This is a genomic window from Delftia lacustris (assembly GCF_040267515.1).
GTDB lineage: Bacteria > Pseudomonadota > Gammaproteobacteria > Burkholderiales > Burkholderiaceae_C > Comamonas > Comamonas tsuruhatensis.
This window is the reverse complement of the sequence record NZ_CP141274.1, coordinates 4,675,336-4,697,201: the sequence shown is the minus strand read 5'-3', so window position 1 is coordinate 4,697,201 and position 21,866 is coordinate 4,675,336. Positions and strand designations below refer to the sequence as shown.

At 68.3% G+C, this 21,866-nt stretch carries 22 protein-coding genes; 11 read left to right on the top strand and 11 right to left on the bottom strand.

Translation table 11 applies throughout. From position 1 onward, the window contains the following. Positions 1-65 precede the first annotated feature (65 nt). A complete protein-coding gene (locus U6958_RS22855; RefSeq protein ID WP_074922991.1) occupies positions 66-812 on the top strand; it encodes a GNAT family N-acetyltransferase in 747 nt (248 codons plus the stop codon). Here the strand turns inward: U6958_RS22855 and U6958_RS22850 are convergent. After that, positions 788-1,693: a LysR family transcriptional regulator gene (locus U6958_RS22850; RefSeq protein WP_174538880.1), complete on the bottom strand. Its 906-nt coding sequence runs from the start codon at positions 1,691-1,693 to the stop codon at positions 788-790. The genes U6958_RS22855 and U6958_RS22850 overlap by 25 nt on opposite strands. Before the next feature lie 143 nt (positions 1,694-1,836). On the opposite strand from U6958_RS22850, the gene U6958_RS22845 reads away from it, so the two are divergent. Beyond that, complete coding sequence (locus tag U6958_RS22845; protein WP_074923031.1) at positions 1,837-2,844, top strand: tripartite tricarboxylate transporter substrate binding protein; 1,008 nt, start codon at positions 1,837-1,839, stop codon at positions 2,842-2,844. 12 nt (positions 2,845-2,856) lie between these two features. Here the strand turns inward: U6958_RS22845 and U6958_RS22840 are convergent, their stop codons facing one another. Next, positions 2,857-3,627, bottom strand: coding sequence for a helix-turn-helix transcriptional regulator (locus U6958_RS22840; protein WP_074923032.1), 771 nt, complete (start codon positions 3,625-3,627; stop codon positions 2,857-2,859). Between the two features lie 211 nt (positions 3,628-3,838). On the opposite strand from U6958_RS22840, the gene U6958_RS22835 reads away from it, so the two are divergent. Both U6958_RS22835 and U6958_RS22830 read left to right on the top strand, forming a co-directional pair. Further along, positions 3,839-4,327, top strand: coding sequence for a DUF3237 domain-containing protein (locus tag U6958_RS22835; protein WP_074922992.1), 489 nt, complete (start codon positions 3,839-3,841; stop codon positions 4,325-4,327). A gap of 47 nt (positions 4,328-4,374) precedes the next feature. Beyond that, a complete protein-coding gene (locus U6958_RS22830; protein WP_074922993.1) occupies positions 4,375-5,382 on the top strand; it encodes a tripartite tricarboxylate transporter substrate binding protein in 1,008 nt (335 codons plus the stop codon). Positions 5,383-5,385: 3 nt separating this feature from the next. On the opposite strand, the gene nth is transcribed toward U6958_RS22830, so the two are convergent. Then, positions 5,386-6,039 carry an endonuclease III gene (nth, locus tag U6958_RS22825; protein WP_074922994.1) on the bottom strand — a complete coding sequence of 218 codons (654 nt, stop codon included), beginning with the start codon at positions 6,037-6,039 and terminating at the stop codon, positions 5,386-5,388. A gap of 210 nt (positions 6,040-6,249) precedes the next feature. Between nth and U6958_RS22820 the strand changes: the two genes are divergently transcribed. Continuing rightward, the gene (locus U6958_RS22820) at positions 6,250-7,320 is read left to right on the top strand and encodes a YhcG family protein (RefSeq protein ID WP_074922995.1); all 1,071 of its coding nucleotides are present in this window, start codon (positions 6,250-6,252) and stop codon (positions 7,318-7,320) included. A 62-nt stretch (positions 7,321-7,382) separates the two neighbouring features. On the opposite strand, the gene U6958_RS22815 is transcribed toward U6958_RS22820, so the two are convergent. After that, the gene (locus U6958_RS22815; RefSeq protein ID WP_016445247.1) at positions 7,383-8,291 is read right to left on the bottom strand and encodes a LysR family transcriptional regulator; all 909 of its coding nucleotides are present in this window, start codon (positions 8,289-8,291) and stop codon (positions 7,383-7,385) included. A 116-nt stretch (positions 8,292-8,407) separates the two neighbouring features. Here U6958_RS22815 and U6958_RS22810 point away from each other — a divergent pair, with 116 nt between their 5' ends. The 4 genes from U6958_RS22810 (at position 8,408) to U6958_RS22795 (ending at position 12,592) form a co-directional block, all read left to right on the top strand. Then, positions 8,408-9,895 (top strand): amidase, encoded by a 1,488-nt coding sequence (locus U6958_RS22810; RefSeq protein ID WP_074922996.1) that lies wholly within the window; start codon positions 8,408-8,410, stop codon positions 9,893-9,895. A gap of 80 nt (positions 9,896-9,975) precedes the next feature. Beyond that, complete coding sequence (locus tag U6958_RS22805) at positions 9,976-10,962, top strand: tripartite tricarboxylate transporter substrate binding protein (protein ID WP_047327155.1); 987 nt, start codon at positions 9,976-9,978, stop codon at positions 10,960-10,962. Positions 10,963-11,141: 179 nt separating this feature from the next. Further along, entirely contained in the window at positions 11,142-12,338 is a 1,197-nt protein-coding gene (locus U6958_RS22800) for a PLP-dependent aminotransferase family protein (protein WP_074922997.1), read from the top strand. Then, positions 12,335-12,592, top strand: coding sequence for a SlyX family protein (locus U6958_RS22795; RefSeq protein ID WP_074922998.1), 258 nt, complete (start codon positions 12,335-12,337; stop codon positions 12,590-12,592). The genes U6958_RS22800 and U6958_RS22795 overlap by 4 nt, the downstream gene beginning before the upstream one ends. Before the next feature lie 52 nt (positions 12,593-12,644). Here U6958_RS22795 and U6958_RS22790 read toward each other — a convergent pair whose 3' ends face one another. The 5 genes from U6958_RS22790 to U6958_RS22770 form a co-directional block, all read right to left on the bottom strand. Next, positions 12,645-12,779, bottom strand: a complete 135-nt coding sequence (locus U6958_RS22790) for a DUF3149 domain-containing protein (protein ID WP_016445252.1) — start codon at positions 12,777-12,779, stop codon at positions 12,645-12,647. A gap of 141 nt (positions 12,780-12,920) precedes the next feature. Then, on the bottom strand, positions 12,921-13,382 hold the full coding sequence (locus tag U6958_RS22785; protein WP_043789674.1) for a type II toxin-antitoxin system YhaV family toxin: 462 nt from the start codon (positions 13,380-13,382) through the stop codon (positions 12,921-12,923). Beyond that, a complete protein-coding gene (locus U6958_RS22780; protein ID WP_074923033.1) occupies positions 13,382-13,702 on the bottom strand; it encodes a type II toxin-antitoxin system PrlF family antitoxin in 321 nt (106 codons plus the stop codon). Before U6958_RS22780 ends, U6958_RS22785 begins: the two co-directional genes overlap by 1 nt. Before the next feature lie 73 nt (positions 13,703-13,775). Beyond that, entirely contained in the window at positions 13,776-15,203 is a 1,428-nt protein-coding gene (locus U6958_RS22775; protein ID WP_074922999.1) for a M20 family metallopeptidase, read from the bottom strand. Continuing rightward, entirely contained in the window at positions 15,200-16,228 is a 1,029-nt protein-coding gene (locus U6958_RS22770) for a tripartite tricarboxylate transporter substrate binding protein BugE (RefSeq protein ID WP_074923000.1), read from the bottom strand. Before U6958_RS22770 ends, U6958_RS22775 begins: the two co-directional genes overlap by 4 nt. Positions 16,229-16,417: 189 nt before the next feature. Between U6958_RS22770 and U6958_RS22765 the strand changes: the two genes are divergently transcribed. Beyond that, positions 16,418-17,407, top strand: a complete 990-nt coding sequence (locus U6958_RS22765) for a LysR family transcriptional regulator (RefSeq protein WP_074923034.1) — start codon at positions 16,418-16,420, stop codon at positions 17,405-17,407. A 116-nt stretch (positions 17,408-17,523) separates the two neighbouring features. Beyond that, positions 17,524-18,063: a DUF2721 domain-containing protein gene (locus tag U6958_RS22760; protein ID WP_074923001.1), complete on the top strand. Its 540-nt coding sequence runs from the start codon at positions 17,524-17,526 to the stop codon at positions 18,061-18,063. Positions 18,064-18,093: 30 nt separating this feature from the next. Here the strand turns inward: U6958_RS22760 and U6958_RS22755 are convergent, their stop codons facing one another. After that, positions 18,094-18,543: a type IV pilin protein gene (locus U6958_RS22755; protein WP_279627039.1), complete on the bottom strand. Its 450-nt coding sequence runs from the start codon at positions 18,541-18,543 to the stop codon at positions 18,094-18,096. Between the two features lie 2 nt (positions 18,544-18,545). Then, positions 18,546-21,866, bottom strand: coding sequence for a PilC/PilY family type IV pilus protein (locus tag U6958_RS22750; protein ID WP_074923002.1), 3,321 nt, complete (start codon positions 21,864-21,866; stop codon positions 18,546-18,548).

Sequence of the window (21,866 nt, the reverse complement as noted above, 5' to 3'; positions counted from 1 at the left end):
CACTTTCAATGATGCCACGCCAGCGCTATCGTGGCCCTGCCAAATGACCTGACCAGGAATCTCCGATGCCCCCCGCACTCAACGCCCACTCCCAACCCGTAGGCCACGACCTTCCCAACTGGACCCCGCGCCAGCGCCCGCCGCGCACGCCCATGCAAGGCCGCTACTGCCGGCTGGAGCCGCTGTCCGCCGCGCGCCATGCAGCCGATCTGTTCGATGCCTTCAGCCAGGCGCCGGACGCCAGCGACTGGACCTACATGTCGGTGGGCCCCTTCGCGGATGCCCAGGCCTATCTGCGCTTTGCCGAGGCCGCCCAGGCCAGCGATGACCCGCTGCACCACGCCGTCATCGACCTGGCCACGGGCCGTGCCATCGGCTCGCTGGCGCTGATGCGCGTGGACACGGCCAGCGGCGTGATGGAAGTGGGCTTTGTCTGCTACTCGCGCCAGCTCAAGCGCACGCGTGCGGCCACCGAGGCGCAGTTCCTGCTGATGCAGCGCGCCTTCGACGAGCTGGGCTACCGCCGCTACGAGTGGAAGTGCGACAGCCTGAATGCGCCGTCGCGTGCCGCGGCGGCGCGCCTGGGCTTCCGGTTCGAGGGGGTGTTCCGCCAGGCCGTGGTCTACAAGGGCCGCAGCCGCGACACGGCCTGGTTCTCCATCATCGACAGCGAATGGCCGGCGCTGCGCGCGGCCTACCAGCGCTGGCTGGAGCCCGGCAACTTCGATGCGCAGGGCGGGCAGCTGCGTTCGCTGCCCAGCCTGATGGAGCCGGGAGCGCAGCCGGCTCAGGAGCCTGCCGGCGTGGCGTAGTAGGCCTGCAGCACCTCGATCAGGGCCTGCGCATGGCGCGGCAGCCGGCCCTGATCGCGCACGAGGATGCGGCGCTCGCGCACGCTCCAGGCATCGGTCAGCTCGATCAGTGCCAGCCGCATGCTGTCGCTGTTGCGCCGTGCGGCGCTCTCGGGAACGATGCCGATTCCCACGCCCGCGCCGATCATGCGGCACATGGCGTCGAAGCTGGACAGCTGAATGCGCAGCTTCATGGGCTTGCCCAGGCGCTCGGTCACACCCGCCAGAAAGGTCTGCAGCGTGCTGCCCTGCTGCATGCCGATGGCGTCCTCGTCCAGCGTCTCGGCAAACGCAATGCGCTTGCGCCGCGCAAAGCGGTGGCCGCGCGGCGTGGCCAGCACCAGCCGGTCGGTGCTGAAGTGGATGGTCTGCAGGCCCAGCGTGTCCACCTGGCCGGCCACGATGCCCAGGTCGGCCCGGCCGTCGAGCACGCCGCGCGCGATCTCGGCGTTGGGCCGCTCCTGCAGGTCCACGTTCACGCGCGGGTGGTCGGCAAGAAAGGCCGGCAGTATCTCGGGCAGGAAATCGGTCACGGCCGTGGTGTTGGCAAACACCCGCACATGGCCGCGCAGGCCGGCGCCGTACTCCTGCAGGTCGTGGCGCAACTGCTCGGACTGCAGCAGCATGCCGCGCGCGTGGTGCAGGAAGGCTTCGCCGGCCGGCGTGGGCCGCACGCCGCGCGCCTCGCGGTACAGCAGGGGCATGCCCGCCTGCTCCTCCAGCGCCTTGATACGCAGGCTGGCTGCGGCCAGGGACAGGTGCTGCCTTTGCGAGGCGCGCGTGAGGCTGCCCAGTTCGGCGGCATGCACGAACAGGCGCAGGTCCGTCAGGTCGAAGTGCATGAGGGGCATGAAGGGCGAAGAGGGCATGGGCGGGGTCAAGGCTTTGTCAATTCCGAAGGCCGGGTCAGGAAATGCGCGATTGTGCGCTGGCCCGGCACGGGCAACCATGCGGGCTTGCGACAAGAACAAATGGAGACATGACCATGCCGGATTCTTCCTTTCCCCTGCCGTCGAGCCTTTTGCACCGCCGAAGCCTGCTGGCCGCCGCACTCGCCTTGCCACTGCTGGGCCATGCCCAGGCCTGGCCCGCGCGGCCCATCGTGATGATCGTCCCGCAGGCGCCGGGCGGCACCAATGACATCGTGGGCCGGCTGGTCAGCCAGAAGCTGGCCGAGGTGCTGGGCGCCAGCGTGGTGGTCGAGAACCGGCCCGGTGCGGGCGGCAACATCGGCACACAGGCCGTGGCCAAGGCGCCGCGCGACGGGCATACCCTGCTGATGACCATCAGCAGCAGCCAGGCCATCAACCCCGCGCTGTACCGCAAGCCGGGTTTCGATCCGGTGAAGGACTTCCGGCCCATCGGCCTGATCGGCTCCGTGCCCAATGTGTTGCTGGCCCATCCCGGCTTTGCGGCCAAATCCGTGCCCGAGCTGATCGCCATGTCCCGGGGCCGGCCCGACGAGTTCCGCTATGCCTCGGCCGGCAACGGCACGCTCAACCATCTGCTGGGCGAGATGCTCAACAGCATGGCGGGCATCCAGCTGCAGCACGTGCCCTACAAGGGCGTGGCGCCCGCGCTCAACGATGTGCTGGGCGGGCAGGTGCCGCTGCTGTTCGGCAGCCTGCCGTCAACGCTGCCCCATATCCAGGCCGGCCGGCTGCGCGCGCTGGCCGTGAGCGGCGCGGCGCGATCGCCGCTGCTGCCCGATGTGCCCACCATTGGCGAGACCGTGCCCGGCTACAACGGCACGCTGTGGGTGGGGCTGTTTGCTCCTGAAGGCGTGCCCGCGCCGGTGCTGGCGCAGTTGCAGGACGGCATGGCCCGCGCGCTGGCGGCCGGCGATCTGCGCGGCAAGCTCGAAGCCTCGGGCGTGGAGCTGGCCGGCCCGGCCGACAAGCCCGTGTCACCGGACCGGATGGCGGCCCTGCTGCGCGAGGACATCGCCAAGTGGGCGCGCATTGTGAAGGACTCCGGCGCCTCGCTGGACTGAGCCCCGGCCCCTTCAGCCCTGCGGCTCCATGGCCAGCGCGAACAGCTCGCTGCGAAAGTGGATGCCCAGCCGTGCAAATGCGCGGTTACGGTAGGTCTTGACGGTGGGCAGGCTGAGGGACAGGTCGCAGGCAATGCCCTCGTGCGTCATGCCCTGCAGCAGCCGGGCGCAGACATCGAGTTCGCGCGGCGTGAGGCCGGGCTGTGCCTGCAGCAGGCGCATGCGCAGGGCGGGCAATGTCTGGCGCTGTCTGGGCTGGGGGGCTGGGGACGCCGATGCCGCAGCCACGGCAGGCTGCGCCTGCGTCAGCGCGATGTGCTTGTGCGCCAGGGCCAGCAGCACGGGCGCCATGCTCTCGAAGCAGCCGATCTGCGCATCGCCTAGCGCCCTCTGGTGCTGGTGGCGGTAGAAGTTGACGGCAAACACACCGCCGTCGTCCTGGTGCTCGACGATGGACACGCGCTCGGCCATGCCGTGCGCGTCGTAGACCAGGGCGCGGTGCTCGCCTTCCACCTCCTGGGCCGTGATGTGGCACAGCGCCGTGCTGCGTGCCGGGCCGGCGTCGCCGTGGTTCCAGGTGCTGTCGCGCAGATAAGGACCCGAGAGATAGGCCCACCAGCAGTCGCGCGTGGTGTCGCGCGCCTCGCTGCTGGCCGACAGGAACAGCTGCGGCCGGCTGCGCGGGCCCGTGCGGTAGACCGACCAGGAGGCGGCGGGCAGCAGCGGGTTCATGGCCTCCAGCACCTGCCGGGCGAAGCCGGGCTCGCCCAGGCTGGCGACCATGTGGCCGATGGCGTGGCTGGGCGCGTGGCCGGACGCATGGCCGGACGCATGGGCGCCCAGGGCGCTGGCGTCAGGGGTGTCGGAGGGGGCGGTCCAGTGTCTCAAGGGAAGGCAGGGGCGGGCAGGGCGCTGTCATCTTCCGGGATGACGGCCTGCCCGGGCAATGGTGCTTATGCTAGGTCCCGATCCCATTCACCGGAGCCCCAGAACCATGCCAGACAACGTGCCGCACCCTGCGGCCCTGCCCGATCCGCGCTTTCGCTTCTTCGCCGACCTGAGCGTGCAGGTAGGCCCGCCGCAGGAGGTCGGTGCCACGGCGCACGGCGGGCGCCGACTGATCCCCATCCTGGGCGGCACGGCCCGGGGCGACGGCTGGAGCGCGCGCGTGCTGCCCGGAGGCGCGGACTTCCAGCGCATCGTGCACGGCGGGCTGGCCGAACTCGACGCGCGCTATGTGCTGGAGACCGATGCCGGCGACCTGATCTATGTCTGCAACCAGGCGCTGCGCAGCGGCGACCCGGCGCTCATGGCAAAGCTGGCGCGCGGTGAGCCCGTGGACCCCGCGCACATCTATTTCCGCTGCGCGCCCCGCATGGAGACGGCCAGCCGGGCGCTGGCCTGGATCAACGAGCGCCTGTTCTTCGGCACCGGCGCGCGCCATCCCGACCGCGTGCAGATGCGCTTTCACGAGCTGCTCTGAGCCGCGCCTTTCCCCTTTCGATACCCACAATGCAGGAGACAAGACATATGAAAAACCAGGCATCTAAGTCGCGCCGCACCGCCGTGGCCTGCGCACTTGCCGCCGTGCTGGCCACCGGGCTGGCTCCCTGGGCCGCGGCCAGCGCCCAGCCTGCTTTTCCGAGCAAGCCCGTGCGCCTGCTCGTCGGCTTTCCTGCGGGAACGGGGCCGGACATCGTGGCGCGCCTGCTTGCGCAAAAGCTGTCCGAGCAATGGGGCAACCTGGGCGTGGTCGTGGACAACAAGCCGGGCGCTGGCGGCCTCATCGCCGCCAGCGAGGCGGCACGCGCCGTGCCTGACGGCTACACGCTGATGCTGGGCGAGACTGGCCAGCTCAGCATTGCGCCCAACACCTACCAGCGCCTGCCCTACGACCCGCAAAAGGACTTTGCGCCCGTCAGCCAGGTCGTCACCTCCGACTTCGTGCTGCTGGTCAATCCGCAGAAAATGCCGGCCCGCAATGTGCCCGACTTCGTGGCCTGGGCGCGCCAGCGCAAGGAACTGTTCATCGCCACCTTCGGCGCCGGCACGCCCGGCCACTTCGGCGCCTTCATGTTCGGCAATGCCGTGCAGCTCAGGCCCGAGCCCGTGCACTACAAGAACACCAACGATGCCCTGGGCGGCCTGTTCAGCGGCGATGTGCAGGCCGTCTTTGCCACGGCAGCCCTGGCCGCGCCCCAGGTCAAGGCCGGCAAGCTCGCAGCCCTGGGCAGCACGGGCGCCACGCGCACCCCGTCCATGCCCGATCTGCCGACCATCCGGGAGCAGGGCTATCCGTCGCTGGAGTTCAATTCCTGGTTCGGCGTGGTCGCGCCCGCCAAGACACCGCCCGAGATCGTGGCCAGGCTGCAGGCCGACATCGTGCGCGCCCTGCAGCAGCCCGACAGCCGCAGCCGGCTGGAAGAGGCCGGTTTCCGCGTGACGGGCACCACGGGCGACGAACTCGCCCGCATCATGCGCGCCGACACGGTCACCTGGGGCAAGGCCGTGGCGGCCACGGGCTTCAAGGCCGATTGAAGCTCAGCGCTTGCCCGCAGCCGGCGCAGGCGTCTTGGGCGAGTAGTCGCAGTACGGCGCCACCACGCACTCCCAGCAGCGTGGCTTGCGGGCCTGGCAGACATAGCGGCCCAGCAGGATGAGCCAGTGGTGCGAGTCCACGGCATAGGCCGCCGGCACGCGCTTCATGAGCTGCATTTCCACGGCCAGCGGCGTCTTGCCCGGCGCCAGGCCCGTGCGGTTGCCCACGCGGAAGATGTGCGTGTCCACGGCCATGGTGGGCTGGCCAAAGGCCACGTTCAGCACCACGTTGGCCGTCTTGCGGCCCACGCCGGGCAGGGCTTCCAGCTCCTCGCGCGTGCGCGGCACCTGGCCGCCGTGGCGGTCGACCAGGATCTGGCAGGTCTGCATCAGGTGTTTGGCCTTGCTGCGGTACAGGCCGATGGTCTTGATGTATCCCTCCAGCCCTTCAAGTCCCAGGTCCAGGATGGCCTGGGGCGTATTGGCCACGGGAAACAGCTTGCGCGTGGCCTTGTTCACGCCCACGTCCGTGGCCTGGGCCGAGAGCAGCACGGCAGACAGCAGCTCGAACACGTTGGTGTATTCCAGCTCGGTCTGGGGCGAGGGGTTGGCGGCCTTGAGTGTGGCGAAGAAGGGTTCGATGCTGGTGGTTTTCATTGTGGGGAGCGCGTGTCCATCGATGTGGCGAGCATTGTCGTGCAAGTGTGATTTCTAGGACTGTTCTGGTTTTTGATGTCTGCGAGGGCCAGATCGTCTGGTTATGCCGTTGTGGCGTTGACGTGCTGGGGCCGCATGGCAATAGTGGGCCGGATCGATTCCGCCGACACCACACATACAGACAACACGCCACCAGGAGGGGGCGACCGCATGGCCACTCGCAAGATATCCGTTTCTCCCGCGATCGCGGCGGCGCAGACCCTGCTGGGTGATGTCCGCGACCTGATCGAGGCCGCGCGGCTTCGGGTGGCTTCCACCATCAACAGCGAAATGACCCTGCTGTACTGGCATATCGGCCAGCACATCCATGACTGCGAATCCGAGGTGCGGCAGGCCGGCTGCAGCGACAAGGTCCTGCCCTCCCTGGCCGGGCATCTGGTCCAGGGCTATGGCGGCAGTTTCTCGGAAAAGAACCTGTGGCGCATGGTGCAGTTCTCCACCACCTTTCCTGATGAGCCCCTGGTCATCTCGCCCACGCGGCAGTTGAGCTGGGCGCATTTCATCGCGCTGATTCCGCTCAAGGACGCCCTGCAGCGCGAGTACTACGCCAGCATGGCGAGCATTGAGCGCTGGAGCGCCCGCACGCTGCGCAGCCGCATCGATTCCCGGCTGTACGAGCGCACCGTGCTGTCCTTCGATACGGACACGCTGGTCGCGCAGGAGCCCACGCAGCGAGCCACCGAGCGCATGTCGCCAGCGCTGTTCATGCGAGACCCCTACATCCTCGACTTCCTGGGGCTGCACGATGCCTGGCAGGAGGGCGACCTGCAGGCGGCCGTCATCCGCGAGATGGAGGCCTTTTTCCTGAAGTCGGGCATGGGCTTCAGCCTGGTGGCGCGACAAAGGCACATGCAGATGGATGACCAGGATTTCCAGCTTGACCTGCTGTTCTACCACCGCAGGCTGCGGCGGCTGGTGGCGGTGGAGCTGAAGGTGGGCGAATTCGCGGCCGAGGACAAGGATCGGATGGAGCACTACCTGCGCTGGCTGGATCGGCATGAGCATGAGCCGGGCGAGGATGCGCCGCTGGGCATCATGCTGTGCTCGGGCAACAGCTCGGAGCAGATCGAACTGCTGGAGCTGGGCCGCGGCGGCGTCCAGATGGCCGAGTATCTGCCCGGCCTGCCTGCTCGCCATGTGCTGGCCCAGCGGCTGCGGGAGGCCACGCGCCGGGCGCAGTGGCACTGGGCACAGTGCCACCTGGAAGTCGGGCAGGGCTGAGCACGGGCGCCGGCCTGCAGTCCATCCCTTCCGTCTTTCTCTGCTTCTTCTACTTCGTCTTCTTACCCGGGAGGCAGCAGCTCCCGCAGATGCTCCACGAAGGCCCGCACTCCCTTGGACAGCGTGCGGCCTGCCAGCGTCTGCAGCTCGATGGCGCGTGCGTTCATGCCGCGTTCGCGTATGGGCACCGCATGCAGTTCGCCACGGCGCACGCGCTCGCGCATGGTGACCTCACCACCCAATGACAGGCCGCCGCCATGCAGCACGAAGTGCACCAGGGTCTCGAACTGGCCGCTGACCAGGGCAGGCTCGAACACCAGGCGCCGGTGGCTGCAGGCAATGTCGAACAGCTGGCGCGCGGTGTTGGCGTCCTCGGGCAGGGCAATGGCATGGGGATGCATCTGGGCCAGGGTGATGCTGGCATGCCGGGCCAGTGCGTGGTCGGGCCGCATGATGGCGACCACGGGCGAGACCTGGCGGTGCCAGACCTCGATATCGCGTGCCGCCGCACGGCTGTAGGTCAGGCCGACATCGGCCTCGCCGCCCAGCACGGCCTGGGTCACGGCGGCAGGCGCTTCCACGCGCAGGTGGAACTGCATGCCCGGGTACTGTTCACGAAACAGCGCCATGGCGCGCGGCAGGAATTCGATGGCAAAGCCGCCCGAGCTGCACACGCGCACCACGCCCCGGCGCAGGCCCTGCAGGGCCTCGATGTCCGAGACCACGCGGTCGGCCTCCAGCGCACCGCGGCGCGCGTGGGCGGCCAGCAGCTCGCCTGCCGGGCTGGGCGCCATGCCGCGCGGGCGGCGCTCGAACAGCGGCACGCCCAGCATCTCTTCCAGACCGGCGACCTGGCGGCTCACGGCCGAGGGCGAGACGTTGAGCCGCGCGGCGGCATCGCTGACCGAGCCGCTGCGCACCACTTCGAGAAAGTAGCGCAGGGCCGTGTCCTGAAGGCGGTTGGAAAGCATGTGGCTCCCATTTATGGTTTGCGGAAAACGCAACGATAAGCCGAGAAAATGGCGATTGTCGAAATATTTGCGCCTGCTTATGCTGACTTCGTTCTGTCACAAAAACGAGGAAATCCATGGAGTCAAGCACAAGCGCCGCTGCGCTGCAGCCGGGTCTGGCCACCGGGGGCGGTGCCGTGGTGGAGATGTCGGCCGTCGCGCTGTCCAAGGCCATCCACGGCCGCGAGCTGTCCTGCCTGGAAGTGCTGGATGCCTACTGCGCCCAGATCGACCGGCTCAACCCCGTGGTCAACGCGCTGGTGGCTCCGCTGGACCGGGACTGGCTGCGCGGCCGCTCCCGCGAGCTGGATACGCTGCTGGCGCGCGGCCAGAGCCTGGGGCCGCTGCACGGCTTTCCGCAGGCGCCCAAGGACATCATGCCGGCCGCAGGCATGGTCACGACCAAGGGATCGCCGATCTTCGCGAACCAGCTGTCGCAGGCCGATTGCGTGGTGTTCGAGCGCATGCGCGCAGGCGGTGCGCTCTTCGTGGCACGCAGCAATTCGCCCGAGTTCGGCCTGGGCGGGCATACCTACAACCCGGTCTACGGGACCACGCGCAATGCCTTCGATCCTTCGCGATCGGCAGGCGGCAGCAGCGGCGGGGCGGGCGTGGCCGTGGCGCTGCGCATGCTGCCCGTGGCCGATGGCTCGGACATGATGGGCTCGCTGCGCACGCCGGCCGCCTTCAACCATGTCTACGGACTGCGCACCTCGGTGGGCTGCGTGCCGCATGGCCCCTCGGAAGAGGTGTTCTTCCAGCAGTTCAGCGTCGCCGGCCCCATGGCGCGCGACATCCCCGACCTGGCCCTGCTGCTGTCCGTGCAGGCAGGCTTTGATGCGCGCCTGCCGCTGACCCGCCGCAGCGAGCTGCCCCAGGACTGGACCGCGCAGCTGCAGCGCGACTGCAAGGGCCTGCGCATCGGCTGGCTGGGGGACCTGGGCGGGCACCTGCCCACCGAGCCTGGCCTGCTGCAGACCTGCCGGGCGGCGCTGCAGCATTTCACGGCCGCAGGCTGCACGGTGGAGGAGGCCGTGCCGCAGTTCGATTTCGAGCGCCTGTGGCGCGCCTGGATAGACCTGCGCAGCTTCAGCGTGGCCGGCGCCAACGCCGCCTTGTACAACGATCCGGCCAAACGCGCCCTGCTCAAGCCCGAGGCCGTCTGGGAAATCGAGCGCGGCCTGGCGCTGCCGGCCATGGCCGTCTATGACGCGGCGCGCGTGCGCTCGGCCTGGTATGAAACATTGCGCCGCCTGTTCGACAGCTACGACTTTCTGGTGCTGCCTTCCGCCCAGGTCTTTCCCTTCGACGCAGCGCTGGACTGGCCTCACGCCGTGGACGGCCGCGAGATGGACACCTACCACCGCTGGATGCAGACCGTGGTGCCTGCCACCATGGCCGGCCTTCCGGCCCTGGCCGCGCCTGCGGGCTTCGGGCCGCAGGGCTTGCCTGCCGGGCTGCAGATCATCGGCCCGGCGCAGGCCGACCTGGCCGTGCTGCAGATCGGCCATGCCTATGACCAGGCCAGCGGCTTGTCGCGCGTGCGCAGCCCGCTGCTCGACTGAAGACTGACGACTGACGACTGAATTGCCGCATTGAGCTGTTCCCAGGTTCCCGTTCCCTCGTTCCCCAGGAGATCCGTGCCATGGCCTTGTCCCGTTCCCGTTTTCTGTCGTGCCTGATGGCCGGCGCCGCTGCGCTTGCCTTGCCCTTGGCGCATGCCCAGGCCCAGTCCTACCCGGATCGCCCGATCAAGCTGGTCGTGCCCTTTGCGCCCGGCGGCGCCACCGACATCCTGGGCCGCCTGCTGGCCACATCGCTGGGAGAGCGCCTGGGCCAGCCCGTGGTGGTGGAAAACCGTCCCGGCGCGGGCACCGTGGTGGCGGGCGCGCTGGTGGCCAAGGCGCCGCCCGATGGCTACACGCTGCTGCTGGGCGCCAGCACCACGCTGACGCTGAACCCCGTGATCCGCAACCCGCTGCCCTACGATCCGCTGCGCAGCTTCACGCCGCTGGGCTTGGTGGCCGACATGGGGCTGGTGCTGGTGGCGCACAACGAAACGCCTGCACGCACCCTGCCTGAACTCGTGGCCCTGGCCAAGGCCGATCCGGACAAGCTGTCCTACGGCTCCTTCGGCACGGGGTCGTCGGTGCACTTCGGTGGCGAAATGCTCAAGACCGCCACGGGCATGCGCATGGTGCACGTGCCCTTCAACGGCAGCTCGCCCAGCCTGACCGCGCTGATGGGCGGCCAGGTGCAGGTGGCCGTGGACACGGTGGTGGCCACCACGCCGCTGATCAAGGCCGGCAAGATCCGTCCCATCGCAGCCCTGGGCCCGCAGCGCCTGGCCCTGCTGCCCCAGGTGCCCACCGTGGCCGAAAGCGGCTACCCCGGCTTTGCCATGGACACCTGGTTTGCCTTCCTCGCCCCGGCCGGCCTGCCCGCTCCCATCCAGAAGAAGTTGGAAAAGGCGCTGGCTGACACCATGGCCGAGCCGGCCATGAAGAAGAAGCTGGTGGACATCGGCCTGTCGCCCGCATGGGGTCCGGGCAGCGCGCTGCAGGAGCGCATAGAGCGCGAACTGCCGCAGATGCGCGCCGTGGCCGCCAGGGCCGACATCAAGGTGGATTGAACGCAGCTGCCTTCCGGGAGAGAGGGGGCAGAGATGGCGTCGTCCCCCTTGGGGGGCGCCGTGCAACGGGAAGGCGCGAAGCGACTCAGGGGACTTCTAATCGTGCAGGAAAGCTGCGGCAGGATTGGCGACAATGCAGGCTTCGCCTTTTCATCGCATCGACAACGAGAATCCTGCCCATGCAATTCGCCGACCGTCTGAACAACGTAGAAACCTCCGCCATCCGCGAGCTGTTCAAGCTGCTGGGCAAGCCCGGCATCATCAGCTTCGCGGGTGGTTTTCCGGACAGCGCCATGTTCGACGTGGCCGGCATCAGCGCCGCCTCCCAGGCAGCGCTGCAGCAGGAGCCGGGCGCCGCGCTGCAGTACGGCGCCACCGAGGGCTACCAGCCGCTGCGCGAGCAGATCGCCGCCTTCATGGCCGGCAAGGGCGTGCGTGAGCTGGTCCCCGAGCAACTGGTGGTCACCACGGGCAGCCAGCAGGCGCTGGACCTGCTGGGCAAGACCATGATCAACCCCGGCGACAAGGTCATCGTGGAAGGCCCGACCTTCCTGGCCACCATCCAGTGCTTTCGCCTGTACGGCGCGCAAGTCATCAGCGCGCCCATCGATGCCGAAGGCGCCCAGGTCGATGCGCTGGAAAAGCTCATTGCCGAGCACCGCCCCAAGCTGGTCTACCTGATTCCCACCTTCGGCAATCCCAGCGGCGCCATGCTGAGCCTGGAGCGCCGCAAGAAAGTGCTGGAGCTGGCCGTCAAGTACCAGACCCTGGTGGTGGAAGACGATCCCTACGGCGACCTGTATTTTGGCGAGGCGCCACCTCCCAGCCTGCTGGCCCTGTCCAGCCAGGTGCCCGGCAGCCGCGATTGGCTGGCGCACTGCGGCTCGCTGAGCAAGGTGCTCAGCCCCGGCCTGCGCATCGGCTGGCTGGTGGCCCCGCCCGAGCTGCTGGCCCGCGCCGTGATGTGCAAGCAGTTCAGCGACGCCCACACCAGCACCTTTGCCCAGGCCACGGCCGCGCAGTACCTGAAGTCCGGCGCCATGCCCGCCACGCTGGCCCATGTGCGCGAGGTCTATGCGCGCCGCGCCAAGGCCATGGGCGATGCGCTGCGCGAGCACCTCGGCGATGCCGTGGAATTCCTGCAGCCCCAGGGCGGCCTGTTCCTGTGGGTGCGCCTGACCGGCAAGGGCGGCGCGCTGGCCGATGCCGGCGAGCTGGCCAAGCGGGCCATCGCCCAGGGCGTGGCCTTTGTGCCGGGCGCGCCGTTCTTCGCGCAAAACCCCGATGCCACCAGCTTCCGCCTCTCGTTCGCCACGGCCGACGAGGACAAGATCCGCGAAGGCATCGCCCGCCTGGCCCAGGCGCTCAAGGCGTGAGCGTGGCTGGGGACAACGAGCGCAGCGGCGAACGCGACGAGGCCCAGGCCCTGCAGGCGCGCGTGATGGAGCTGGAGATCAAGGCCAGCTACACCGACGACCTGCTGGAGCAACTGAACCTGACCATCTACCGCCAGCAGCAGCAGATCGACCGGCTCCTGGACGAGCTGCGCGACCTGCGCCGACGGGCGCCGGAGGGCGGGCCTGCCGGCGATGCGACCCATCTGCGCGACGAGCTGCCCCCGCACTATTGAGTGCGCAGGGCTGCATGCGAATGCCCAGGCCAGGCCCTGCCTGGGCATCTTTTCATTCAAGCGGCTTGTTGGCCACGTGCTTCATCTTGCCCAGGAACAGGCGCAGGAAAAAGCCCGCCATGATCAGGATGAAGACGATGACGCCCAGGCTCATCAGCCCGTAGTCGGTGGAAAAGAGATCGATCATCAGCTTCACAAGTCCTCCTGTGGTTTGTAGGTATCGGTGGGGTCCCGATCCGACTATCGCCGTGGCATGGCGTGAAGGGCTTGTGATGGGTCAACGCGGCGGCGGGGCGGGTTTGCGGCAGCGCAAAGGCCGGGTGCCCGGCTACCGCGGGCCAGCGTGCCAATGTTCCGTGCTGGCCGCTTTCAGATCTTCCCAATCGTCGGGCGGATGGCCGCGTCCGAGCATTTTTTCGAAAACTGCATAGGGGTCGGATGCGCTGCCCGACGAGCGAAGGGTCTGCTCGTCGTTGACCCATGCGAAGACGATCACCCTGGAGCGGGAGTCGTACCGGAAGAACAGCCTGAACCTTCTGCCGATCTTGGCCCGCCGCCAGTGGCGGTGGCTGGCTCCCAGCGTATTGCCCTGGCGGTATTCGTCGCGTGAGGGATCGCCGGGAATCACTTCCAGCATCAACTGGCTCAGAGCCCTGAACAGTTTGACGTTGGCATTGGAGCCGAAGTCTTGCGGACTGTTGTGCTCTGCGCGTCGGGCGGCCTGGTGCAATTTGCGCAACTGTTCCACCACGCAGTCATGGAACAGCAGGGTCCAGCCGTGGCGCTGCATCAGATCACCACATCGCCCTGGATATCGTCATCCAGGTCCACCATACGACCTGCGAGCGCAAGCATGTCGCGGGCCAGGTCGTCGGGCAGGCTCTGGAGCCTTTGGCCGGACTGGATATCGGCAGCCAGCAGATCGAGGAAGGCCGATATGGCGGGGTCCTGATGCCCTTCTTCGGCGCGGCTGACAACGACCAGGCCATCCTCGCGCAGTCGGAATGCAATCTTGCCGCCCGCATCGACGCCCAAGGCCTGGCGTATGGGCTTGGGCAGCGTGACCTGGCCCTTGGAGGTGAGGGTGGCCAGTTCATGGATGTCGGGCATGGCGCAATCCTTCACAAGTGACTTGGGAGATGAGTGTAAGGAATTTTCCTTACTTTCGTCGATGCCAAGGACATCACCCTCGCATGAACGGCAAGGGCACCTCCGCAGGAATCGGGCAGGCATAGGGCCTGCCGCCGCGGCGCTCGAGCAGCTCCGCCTTGGCCTCGGCCATGCGCTCGGGCCGCTGCAGCAGGGCGATGGCGGTGGCGGCCATCACCTGGGCGGCGCGCACCATGCCGGCGTGGGCCAGGCCGGACTGGCCCTGCGAGACCATCTGCCAGGAGTGCAGCGGCGTGCCGAAGGCGTAGCAGGCCACCCAGGCCTGGACGGTGGGCGTGATCCAGCTCACATCGGCCACGTCGGTGGAGCCGAACAGGGTGCCCTCCACAGCGGGATCGTAGGGCGCCAGGCCCTCGAACACGGCCGGCACCTTGCCGCGCAGCACGCTGGCCAGCGGGCGGCTGACCTGGTCTACGTCATTGCTGTCCAGCGTGGCCTGGAAGTCGCCGGCCAGGCTGTGCAGGCCGGGGTCCACGCGCAGCGGGCCCAGGGCCTGCATCTGTTCGTACATGACCTGGTTCAGCGTGCGGTTCTGCAGCAGGTTGGAGCAGGCCTTGTCGAAGACGATCTCCAGCCGGCAATCCGTCATCAGCGCTGCGCCGCGCGCCACGTTCTGCACGCGCTCGTAGAGTGCGGCCGCCTCGTGGTTGCGCGCGGCCCTCACCAGGTACAGCACCTCGGCGCGCGCCTGCACCACGTTGGGCGACAGGCCGCCCGAGTCGGTGATGGCGTAGTGCACGCGCGCATCGGTGGGCATGTGCTCGCGCAGGTAGTTCACGCCCACGTTCATCAGCTCCACGGCGTCGAGCGCGCTGCGGCCCAGGTGGGGGGAGTGCGCGGCATGCGAGGCCTTGCCGTGGAAGACGAACTTCGCCTGGATATTGGCCAGCGTGCTCTGGCTGAACACGCCGGAGAAGCTGGCCGGGTGCCAGGTCAGCGCCGTGTCCACATCGTCGAAGACCCCGGCGCGCGCCATGAAGGTCTTGCCCGATCCGCCTTCTTCGGCAGGGCAGCCGTAGTAGCGCACGCGCGCCTTGGCGCCGCTGCGGCGCAGGTGCTCCTGCAGCGCGATGGCCGCGAAATGTGCCGAGGTGCCCAGCAGGTGGTGGCCGCAGCCGTGGCCGGCCAGGCCCGGGCTGTCGGTGGACGGCGTGCAGACCAGGGCGCCGCTTTGCTGGTTCAGGCCCGACAGCGCGTCGTACTCGCCCAGGAAGGCCAGCACCGGGCCCTCGTCGCCCCATTCGGCCAGGAAGGCCGTGGGAATGCCGGCCACGCCGCGCGTGATGCGAAACCCGGCCTGCTCCAGCGCATCGATGTGCAGCTGGGCCGAAGCCGTCTCGGCATAGCGCAGCTCGGCCAGCGACCAGATGCTGTCGGCCAGGGCCGCCATGCGCGCGGACTGCTGCTGGAAGAAGTTCTGGAGATGCTCGACTGCACTCATTCCGGCTTCACCCCTGCCTTGTCCAGCAGCGCCTTGTTGCGCTGCAGTTCGCTGGCGATCTGGGCCGGGAAGCGGCTCTGGTCCATCTCGGTGACCGATGCGCCCAGCAGCTTCAGGTGCTTTTGCACCTCGGGCAGGCGCACGGCCTTCGTGGACGCTTCCTGCAACTGCCGGACGATGGCGGGCGGCGTGCCGGCCGGCACGACCAGGCCGAACCAGCTGATGCCCAGCTCGTTGAGCTGCGCATAGCCCAGCTCCTTGAAGGTGGGTACATCGGGCAGATCGGGCGAGCGGCTGTCGCCCGACAGTGCCACGGGGATGAGCTTGCCACCCTTGATCTGGGGCATGGCCGAAGGCAGCTGATCGGTCATCACCTGCACCATGCCCGCCAGGGCGTCGTTGAGCGCCGGGCCGTTGCCGCGATAGGGCACGATCTGGATCTGGGTCTTCATGGTCTCGTTGAAGGACGCCACCATCAGATGGCCCAGCGTGCCCAGGCCCGGCACGCCCGCACTGTAGGCGCCGGGCTGGGCGCGCAGCTTGGCCAGGAACCCCGCGAAATCCTTGACGCCCATCTTGGGATGGACCATGTAGACCGATGGCATGGTCACCAGGTTGGCCACGGGCAGGAGCCTGCCTTCCAGCCTGGCGGCGCGCGTATACAGCGAGGGGTTGATGGTGGCCGTGCTCACCGTGGCCATGCCGATGGTGTATCCGTCTGGCGCCGCCTGGGCAATGCTTTCGGTACCGATCAGGCCACCCGCGCCGGCCTTGTTGTCCACCACCACGGGCTGGCCCAGCGTGCTGCGCAGGCCTTCGGCGATCACGCGCGCGACGATGTCGGTGGAGCCGCCGGCCGCAAAGGGCACGATGAGCTTGACGGGCTTGCTCGGATAGGCGTCGGCCGCATGGGCCGTGCGGGCCAGGGTGAGGCCGCACAGCGCGGCGCAAAGGCCCGCGCCCAGGGAAAGCAGGGTGCGGCGCGGCAGGTGAGAGAGAGGCTGTAAGAGGGGCTTGGCTTGCATGGCATGGACTCCATCGACGGGGAGGGAGCCGCAGCCTGGGCCGTGCCGGCTCCCGATGCAGGCGACTATAGAAATCCTGCCGCCCGCGTGGGCCACGGTATTTGTGCCAAGCTATAAGCCGTTCCGATAGCTTGTCCTTTGCCGCCTGTGACGCGCCAGGGCCTGCCTGGGGAAAACACCAAGATTCCCATGAGCCACGATTTTGACGACCGCGAAGGCCTGGACGATGCGGCCACGCCCCAGGGCCGGCTGCTGTTCTCGCGCCTGACCAAGCATGTGCGCCTGCGCCAGCTGCAGCTGCTGGTGGCGCTGCAGCAATGCGGCTCGGTGGTGCAGGCCGCCGCCACGCTGCACATGAGCCAGTCGGCAGCCACCCAGGCGCTGGCCGAGATGGAGCGCGTGCTCGACATCCGCCTGTTCGAGCGCCATGCGCGCGGCATACGCCCCACGCTGGCCGGCCAGACCCTGGTGGACACGGTGCGCGGCGTGCTGGCCGCGCTGGAGGAGGTGGCGGAATCGCTGGCCGCCATTCGCCGGGGCGCCGCGGCCGCGCTGCGCCTGGGCGCCATTCCGGCGGCGGCCCTGGCCATTCTTTCGCCCCTGCTGGCGCGGTTCTATGCCGAACACCCCGAGGTGCATGTCGATGTGCACGAAGACGCCAGCACCCGGCTGCTGTCCCAGCTGCTGGGCGGCGGGCTGGACGCGGTGTTCTGCCGCGAGCCGGCGCTGCTGCCCGGCCCCTTCGTCTTCGAGCCGCTGCTGGCCGACACGGCCGTGGTGGTGGCCGCACGCTCGCATGCACTGGCCGGGCGCCGTGGCGTGCCGCTGCAGGCCTTGACCGGCGCGCGCTGGGTGCTGCCCACGGCCAACATCGCCGTGCGCGGGATTTTCGAGGCCGAGGTGCTCCAGGCACTGCCCGATGCGCCCTGGTTTCCCGTCTCCACCGTTTCCCTGCCGATACTGGAAGGCCTGTTGAGCCAGCCCGGCGCCGTGGCCCTGGTGCCGTTGAGCATCGCGCCGGGCCTGCAGACCCATGCGCGCGTGTGCCGGCTCGACGTGCGGCTGACGGGCAGGTTGGCGCCCCTGGGCGTGGTCTGCCGGCGCGACCAGGCGCCTGCCCTGCTGACCGAGATGCTGTCGCTGTGCCGGCAGATGTTGCCAGCGCCACCGGCCCGCTGAATGCCAAAAGCTGGCGACATGGCCTCTTGCCCGCCCCGCTTGCGGCCACAATACTGTCCGCGCGAAAACACGGCAGCATGGCCGCACCAGACAACAGAAAGCACGCAGAGGACCGCATGATCAATTGGTCGCTAGACGCCGATACCGTCACCCACAGCATCCAGCTGGCGCTGGCGCCGGTGTTCTTCCTGACGGCCGTGGCCGGCATGATAGGCGCCGTTGCCGGGCGGCTGGCCCGCATCATCGACCGCGCGCGCAAGCTGGAGGAACTGCTGCGCACGCCGCAGGAGGAGGAATTCATCGCGCGCAGCCTGACCGAGCTGCACTTTCTGCGCAAGCGCGGCCGGCTGGCCAATGTCTGCATAGGGCTGCTGACCGTCTGCGGCTTTTGCATCGGCCTGACCATTGCCCTGCTGTTCCTGGGCGAGGCCTACGGCATCAACGGCCATGGCTATGCGGTGCTGGGCTTTCTGTTCGGCGTGCTGATGTTTCTCTCGGCCCTGGCCTGCTTTCTCTGGGAAACCATCATGGCCACCAGCCTGCTGGACTTCCACACCCTGACCCGCGTGCGCGCGGCCGTGCGCACCATACAGCGGCCGGAACCTGCCGGACCCGGGGCGCCGGCCCCCAGCCCTGGGCCGGGCAGCGAGCCCTGAGCGCGGCTGCCGGGCCACGCTGCGCAGCTGCTACCAGCAATCGCGTGCAGGCAGGGTGCCATTGCGGACCCCACCCACGCCCAGGTGGTCGTAGGTGAAGGTATGGCATTTGTCGCTGAGCTGGCTTCGCAGCGGTGAGGCAATGAGGGTGTAGCTCGATGCGGCGGGGTCAGGACTCAGCGACAGTTCGTAGAAACCGTCGGGAGATCGGCTGGCATAGACGCCGGTGCCCCCCAGCGTCGCACCCTCGTAGGTCAGGTTGGCGGAAAAGTACTTCTCCATGGCGCCTGCGGCCTCCAGCAAGGCGCGCCTGCCATCGGTGCGGCGGGACTTGCGCAGGTATTCGGCATAGCTGGGATAGGCGATGGCCGACAGGATGCCGATCACGGCCACCACCACCATCAGCTCGATCAGGGTGAAGCCGCGTGCCACCCGGCGGCGGCGACCAGGCGTCGGCAAGGGGTTGTTCTGCATGCCCATGGTCAGTCCAGGCCCAGCGGATGGATGTCGGCCGGGGTGTCCTCGCGCCAGGAAATGCGCCTGTTGCTCAGCGGCCCCTTGCTTTCTGCCAGCGACTGCAGGCCTGCGGTGCTGTTCATGACCTTGGTTTCCTGCTTGCCGTTGTTCAGGATGGCGGGCTGCGAGCTGATGCCCTCCAGCCGCGCGCCCCCGGTGGCGCGGTCGTTGTCGCCGTAGCGGTCGCTGCCGTCCACCGTACCGTCGCCATTGATGTCGAACAGGCCGTCGGCATACTTCTCCGCGCCCTGGCCGTCCAGCGAGAGTTCCATCAGCCAGCTATGGCCGCCTGCCGTACACATCTGCGTGCTAGGCACGGCGGTGGTGAAGATGATGCGGTCGCGGCGCAGCATGGGATGGGTGATCAAGCGCTCGCCCGCGTCGGCCAGCGGCATGAGCCAGTTCCTGTTGCCGGGGCGGCCGTCGGAGATCAGCCGCAGGGACATCTGCGTGGTGCGGCCATCGCCGTTGGCGGCGCCGGCGTCGACACTGGTGACCTTCAGCACGCTGTGGCTTGCGGAGGAGCCCCCGGTGCCTTCGTCCAGCAGGCTGAAGAAGTACTGGGATGCGGAGGCCGGGGCCGCAGCGTCATGGTCGCCGACCTCGAAGCTCTTGCCCGTGCCGTACAGCAGCTGCACGTGGGATTGCAGCGTGCCGTGGCTGATCTTGGCCTCAGGCCGCGTGGTGATGGGCTGCCCGTGGAAGCTGCCGCCCCAGGGGGTGGTCATCGGTGCAGGAGTGCCGTTGACCGACGGCACGATCCCGCCCCCGTCCCCGCTCGCGGCCATGAGGTCGAAGCGCCACATGTTGCCCTGCAGGTCTCCCGCATAGACGCGGTCCACCAGCCCGTCGTCGTCCAGGTCCACGGCGGCCGGCGTGCTCAGGCCATTGGGCCACCTGCGCTGGCTGTCTTGCACGCCTCGGCGAGTGTCCCATTTACTGTGCAGCGCGCCGGTCTCCAGGTTGACGGCGTACAGCACGGCATTGCCGCTGGTGCTGGCCGCGCCGTCCGCCTCCACATTGTTGTAGCCGTTGCCGAACAGGGCCATCCAGCCTGCCCGGGTCCTGGCGATGGAAGGCTGCGCGAAGCTGAAGCCCATGTCCATATCGAAACCGGCGGGTCGGTTGCTGCCCGGTGCGCGCCGGTCGCGGTCGCCGAACTCCCACAGCACGACGTTCTTGGCGGCGGCTTCGGTGATCGCATCGGGATCGGTGATGTCCAGCGCGTACACGCCCTGGCCCCCTGCGCCCAGACCCCCCACGAGGATGGTCCGCCACCGGCCGCCAATGAAGGCATCGGACACCATGGGCGAGCCGTCCACGTAGAAGCGGTGGCGGTAGTTCGGATCGGACAGCTGGCGCAGGTGGGGGATCACGGTCGAGGGGACATAGGCAAAGAGCTCCTGCCCCGTGTCCGCGTCGAAAGCATGCAGCATGCCGTCGTTGGCTCCCACGTAGACCATCTTGCGGCGATCGGCCCGTGCCTTGCGGAATTCGCGGTAGGAGGCCTCTGTGTAGGGCATCTCGGGCGCGCCCACATACACCGGGGCCGAGTTCACGATGTCGCCCAGCAGGCTGGTGCGCCTGCGCAGGGGTCCACGGGGCGCTTCCCCTGCCTGGCTGCCCCGCAGGTAGGCCAGCACGTCGGGCGATCCGATCTGCCTTTGCTGCTCGGGGTTCAGTGCTTCCCAGGCAAAGGCTACGCCCTGGCGCGTGTCGGGCCGGTAGCTGAGGATGCGGCGTGTCGCAGGAATGCGTGCCTCCCACTGCGCCTGTTCGGCCACCGCAGTGCCTGTGATGCTGTGCGCTGACAGCGTGCCGCTCCAGTCGCGGGGATCGAAGCGGGCCTGGTAGATCCTGGTGCTGCTGGACACGTTGGTGGAGTTGGCCGCCACGGCGGCCACGCTGGAGGAGCGGGCGGCGATGTCGGCGAAGATCGCCTGCAGGGCGGTATCGAGGGTCGCGGGGTCGTTGGCCGCGAAGGCGCGCTCCGTGCCCCCGGCGGCGGCCACCTCGTTCAATTGCTCGGGATTGGTGCCGAAGGGCAGGGCGAATCCGATGACGAAGGTCTCCACGTTGGCCTCTTGCCTGAGGCGCCGCGCGGCCTCTGCCGTCTGGCGCAGGCCTGCCGCCATGTCCTGGATGATTTTGCCGTTGGGCCGGGTCGAGGGCAGGCCATCGGTGAGCAGCACCACAAAGTTGCGGCCGCAGGACTGGGGCAGCGGATAGCAGGCGGGCACATAGCCTTCTGCGGCATTGCGCCAAAGCTCTTCGCCCTGGAAGTAGTCCAGCGCCGTCAGCAGCGTCCCCTCAAGCGGTGTGTTGCCCGCGTTCTGCAGGGGCCAGGCGGGATCACGGGGCGCGTTAAGCAGAAACTGCGAGGTGGCGAGCTTGCGTTCCAGAGCGGCCCTGTGGGCGACGTCCAGCGGCCGGATGGGCTGGTGCAGGAAGCCGCGGCCCGGAAAGCTTTCGCTGAACCAGGCCTGTCCTATGGGAGTGTCGAACATCTGCCTGCCGAAGTCGTAGATGCCCTGGGCATAGTCGGAGTCGGTGGGGTTGAACATTGCCCGGCCCCGGAAGTTGTTGTATCCCGCATTGCCGGTGGTGTTGGTGGCGTTGGTAGTGCCTGTCTTGCCGCTGAAGCATGAATAGACGTCCCAGGGGCCATCGACGGTCTCGTTGGTGCGGAAGCCGTCGGGATTGGCGGGCGTGGGCCCGGCGTTGGCCGTGGCGGAAAAGCAGTGGCTGGAGGTGTTGCCGCCACCATAGAACGGCAAGGCCACGTTGTAGTAGATGAAACGCCCTTTGTCGCTGGGGTTGGGAAACCTGAAGCGCTTGCGGGTGGGGCTGGCGCGCGTGCCCCTCCATTGCGGGTCGAAGTGGTTGGGGTCGTAGCTGACGTCGTATAGCGAGTTGCTCAGGCTGCGCGGGACGACGTCTTCCTGCTGGTAGGCCATCAGGCCCAAGTTCATGCGCCCCTGGTAGCGTTCGATGATGGTGCGGGCAGCGGCGCGGGCGATCTCGGACTTGCTGTCAGTGCTGTCGCTGCCGACAGCGGAGCCGTTCGGGGCCTCGTCCATGCTGTTGGAGTTGTCCATGATGAGCAGCACGTTGGGCGTGGCGTTCTGCGTGGCCATCAGGGGCGCCTGTGAGATGTTCAGGGGCACGGGGCGCACCGGTGCCGTAGGCTGCTGCGCGCGGGGGGCGGCCATGCAGGCAAGCAGCAGCATCGCCACTGCCGCCGGAAAGAGGGGAGGGCAGGGCTTTTGCAGAGGGAGTTTGCGCAT